Genomic DNA, 3,740 nt, shown 5'->3' with positions numbered 1-3,740 from the left:
AGTGCCGCGGCTCCGAGCCTGCCTGCGCAGGCTTGGACGTACACGAAGGGCGGCCGCCTCTGGCGGCAGCGCGGAGCGGCGCAGCCGCTCAGGGGTAGTTACCCGCAAGTCCTTGGCTTGATGTTCTTGTCCTTCGCATACTTCGCCGCGTACTCCTTCACCAGCGGATCGATGTGCGTCTTGTCGGCCTGGTACCAGTCGGACTGGATGTTCCACTTGCCCCCGTCCCACTGCACGATGCGCGCCCAGTCGGTGCCCATGTGGTTCTGGCACGAGGTCTTCACGGGGCGCATGATCTCGCCGAAGCCCAGGGCCTTGAGCTTGTCGGCCGAGAGGTCCAGGTTCTCGAAGCCCCAGCGCACCTGCTCGGGCGTGAGCACCTTGCCCTTGCCGTACTTCTCCTGCGCGGCGCGGATCGCCTCCACCTGCAGCATGGAGATCATCATCCCGCGCGTGTGCGCCAGCGTGCCCACGCCCGTGGGCGCACCCGTGCCCTGGCCCTTGTCATAGACGAACTTCTTCAGGTCGTCGTGCACCTTGTCCTTCGCGGCGCTGTTGTGGATGGTGATGGCGTTGTAGCCCTTGGCGCCCGCGCCGATGTCCTTCACGTCATGGTCGGAGCCGGCCCACCAGATGCCGTAGATCTTCTCGCGCGGGTAGCCGCTGGCCTGTGCCTCGCGGATGCCGGCGGGCGTCATCACGCCGGCCGACCAGAACAGCACGTAGTCGGGCTTCTGCTGGCGGATCTGCAGCCAGGTGGATTTCTGCTCCACGCCGGGCGGCGTGACGGGGAAGGTGCTGAGCGTGAAGCCGTCGGCCTCGGCGCGCTTTTGCAGCAGAGGGATCGGCTCCTTGCCGTAGGGGCTGTCGTGGTAGACCAGCGCGATCTTCTTGCCCTTGAGGCTGCCCTTTTCCTTCTTGGCGATGTCCTGCAGCATCACGTCGGCGGCGGTCCAGTAGGTGCCCAGCAGCGGGAAGTTCCACTCGAACACCGTTCCGTCTGCCGATTGCGAGAGGCCATAGCCGGGGGTCTCGACGGGAATCTTGTCCACGAAGGCCTTGTCGGTCACCGCGAAAGTGATGCCGGTGGACTGCGTGTCGAAGCCGGAGGCGCCGCCGCCCTTGCCCTTGAGGCGCTCGTAGCACTCCACGCCCTTGGCCGCGTCGTACGCGGTCTCGCACTCCTCGAACGAGAGCTTCACGCCGTTCACGCCGCCGTCGCGCGCGTTCACGAGCTTCAGGTAGTCCTGCTTGCCGTCCGCCCAGGGAATGCCGAGCGGCGCGAACTGCCCGGTGCGGTAGACGAGCAGCGGCACGAACTGCTCGCCCGCGGCCTGCGCCTGCGCCAGTGGCGCGGCGCTCCATACCGAGAGGCCGGCCGCGATGGCGGCGGCGATCGATGCGATCTTCCTGGGTTGCATGGCTTGTCTCCTTGGGATGTGGGCACTCGGGTGGTGCGTTGGCGGAACGGAATAGAAACGGGTCGTGCTCAGTGCGGGAACGGCCAGATGCGCAGCTTCTGCCGCGCGGTGGACCACAGCCGCGCGAGGCCGTGGGGCTCGACGATGAGGAAGAACACGATCAGCGCGCCGAAGATCATGTGCTCCAGGTGCGTGGCCGTGCCGGTGGACAGCGGCAGCCCCAGCCAGTGGGGCACGTAGTTCAGCAGCAGCGGCAGCAGCACGATGAAGGCCGCGCCGAAGAAGCTGCCCGCGATGGAGCCCAGCCCGCCGATGATCACCATGAACAGCAGCTGGAACGAGCGGTCGATGCCGAAGGCCGCGGGCTCCCACGATCCCAGGTGCACGAAGCCCCAGAGCCCGCCGGCCACGCCGACGATGAAGCTGCTCACGGCGAAGGCGCTGAGCTTGGCGTACACCGGGCGGATGCCGATCACGGCCGCGGCCACGTCCATGTCGCGCATGGCCATCCACTCGCGGCCCACGGCGCCGCGCACGAGGTTCTTGGCGAGCAGCGCGAACACGGCGACGAACCCCAGGCACAGCAGGTACTTCTGCACGGGCGTCTCGATGCCGAAGCCCAGGACCTGCAGGTGGCCCACGCTCACCGAGCCCGACGACGAATCGTTGGTCACCCACTTCACGCGGTTGGTGAACCAGTCGGTGAAGAACTGCGCGGCGAGCGTCGCCACCGCCAGGTACAGCCCGCGGATGCGCAGGCTCGGGATGCCGAACAGCACGCCGAATACCGTGGCGCAAAGCCCGCCACCCAGCAGCGCGAGCAGCAGCGGCATGCCCTCGATGCGCACCTGCAGGTTGTAGGCCGCATAGGCACCGACGGCCATGAAAGCGCCCGTGCCCAGCGAGATCTGCCCGCAGTAGCCCACGAGGATGTTGAGCCCGATCGCCGCGAGCGACAGGATCAGGAACGGCACCGCGACGGCGCGGAAGAAATAATCGCTGCCCGCCAGCGGCACGCCGACGAAGGCCACCGCCAGCAGGGCGAGCAGGGCCCAGCGGTCCTGCGCGATGGGGAACAGCGCCAGGTCGGCCTGGTAGCTGGTCTTGAACTGGCCGTTTTCGCGGTAGAACATGTTGCTTGGCTCCTTCTACCGGTTACACGCGGTCGATGATCTTGTCCCCGAACAACCCTTGCGGCCGGATGAGGAGGAAGCCCAGCGCGAGCACGTAGGCGAACCAGTTCTCGATGCCGCCGCCGAGGAAGGGCCCGAGGTAGATCTCGGACACCTTCTCGCCCACGCCGATCAGCAGGCCGCCCACGATGGCGCCGGGCACCGAGGTGAGCCCGCCGAGGATCACGACCGGGAAGGCCTTGAGCGCCACGAGCGAGATGGAGAACTGCACGCCCAGCTTGCTGCCCCAGATGATCCCCGCCACGAGCGCGACGATGCCGCCCACCGACACACGATCACCCAGATGCGCGAGAGCGGGATGCCGATGGACTGCGCGGCCTGGTGGTCGTCCGCCACGGCGCGCAGCGCGCGACCGGTGCGCGTCTTCTGGAAGAAGAGCGAGAGCAGCGCGACGAGCGCGGCGGCCACCACGGCGGCGTAGAGGTCTTCCCTGGAGAGCAGCAGGCCGCCCTCGAAGACGTTCTCCAGCACGATCATCGGATCCTTGGGCATGCCCACGTCGATCTTGTAGGTGCTGCTGCCGAAGATGAGCTGGCCCGCGCCGTCGAGGAAGTAGGTGATGCCCAGCGTGGCCATCAGCAGCGCGATCGGCTCCTGGTTCACGAGGTGGCGCAGCGCCAGCCGCTCCACCAGCCAGGCCACGCCCACCATGCACGCCACCGCCGCGCAGAAGGCCAGCAGGTTGGCCAGCAGCAGGCTGTCGAAGCCCAGCCAGCGCGGCAGCCATTCGGCGAAGCGCGCCATGGCGAGCGCCGCGAACAGCACCATCGCACCCTGCGCGAAATTGAACACGCCCGAGGCCTTGAAGATCAGCACGAACCCCAGCGCCACCAGCGCGTAGAGCATGCCGGCCATCAGGCCGCCGAACACCGTTTCGAGAAAGAAACCCATGGCGTATGCCTCCGATGTCCTGCGTGCCTAGTGCCCTGCGCCCAGATAGGCGCGGATCACGTCTTCGTTGTTGCGCACCGCCTGGGGCGTGCCGTCACCGATCTTCTTGCCGTAGTCCAGCACCACGACGCGGTCGGAGATGTCCATCACCACGCCCATGTCGTGCTCGATCAGCACGATGGTGGTGCCGAATTCGTCGTTCACGTCGAGGATGAAGCGGCACATGTCCTGCTTC

The 3,740-nt window shown here is 67.1% G+C and carries 2 protein-coding genes and 2 pseudogenes; all 4 read right to left on the bottom strand.

All coding sequences use genetic code 11. The features are described 5' to 3' along the window. Nucleotides 1–98: 98 nt before the first annotated feature. Nucleotides 99–1,421, bottom strand: a complete 1,323-nt coding sequence (locus QZ500_RS13220) for an ABC transporter substrate-binding protein (RefSeq protein WP_019700158.1) — start codon at nucleotides 1,419–1,421, stop codon at nucleotides 99–101. A gap of 68 nt (nucleotides 1,422–1,489) precedes the next feature. Further along, nucleotides 1,490–2,554 (bottom strand): branched-chain amino acid ABC transporter permease, encoded by a 1,065-nt coding sequence (locus QZ500_RS13215; RefSeq protein ID WP_295855871.1) that lies wholly within the window; start codon nucleotides 2,552–2,554, stop codon nucleotides 1,490–1,492. A 22-nt stretch (nucleotides 2,555–2,576) separates the two neighbouring features. Then, nucleotides 2,577–3,505: pseudogene (locus QZ500_RS13210) on the bottom strand (branched-chain amino acid ABC transporter permease). A gap of 27 nt (nucleotides 3,506–3,532) precedes the next feature. Continuing rightward, a pseudogene (locus tag QZ500_RS13205) lies at nucleotides 3,533–3,740 on the bottom strand (ABC transporter ATP-binding protein); the annotation flags it as partial.

The sequence above is a fragment of the uncultured Xylophilus sp. genome (genome assembly GCA_913776965.1).
Taxonomy (GTDB): Bacteria; Pseudomonadota; Gammaproteobacteria; order Burkholderiales; family Burkholderiaceae_C; genus Xylophilus.
Note: the sequence above shows the minus strand (reverse complement) of the source record. Positions and strands in the feature narration are given on the sequence as shown.